Annotated in this window: 1 protein-coding gene; it reads right to left on the bottom strand. The window is 68.3% G+C overall.

All coding sequences use genetic code 11. The features are described 5' to 3' along the window. Positions 1-35: 35 nt before the first annotated feature. Positions 36-388 (bottom strand): glycosyltransferase (locus EN807_RS33005; protein WP_135937975.1); only part of this gene is annotated, 353 nt, incomplete at its 5' end.

Below are 388 nucleotides of genomic sequence, written 5' to 3'. Positions count from 1 at the left end.
GCGCGCCAAGGACTGAGTTCAGGACGAGTCCAGACCTACCAGAGCTCGCCGGCGACCAGGCGGGCCGCTTCCTCGTGACCGCGCGACAGGGCCGGATCGGCGCCGAAGATCCGCGCATTCGACGACCATGACTGCAGCCGGCCCGGCGCCTTGCCCCGGCTGATCGCCGCGATCAGGTCACGGCGCGAGCACGCGCCCGGGATGACGAGGCCGGCATCGGCCTTCTCCACCAGATGAGCGAAGCCGCAGGTCTCGGTGAGGATGATCGGCAGCCCGTTGGCCAGCGCCTCGACGATGACCGTTCCGGTGGTCTCGATGCGCGCTGGGTGAACAAGCAGGTCCGCCGCCGCCATGATGGCGGGGATATCATCGCGAAAACCGATGAATC

Source organism: Mesorhizobium sp. M5C.F.Ca.ET.164.01.1.1 (assembly GCF_004792125.1).
GTDB lineage: Bacteria > Pseudomonadota > Alphaproteobacteria > Rhizobiales > Rhizobiaceae > Mesorhizobium > Mesorhizobium wenxiniae.
Note: the sequence above shows the minus strand (reverse complement) of the source record. Positions and strands in the feature narration are given on the sequence as shown.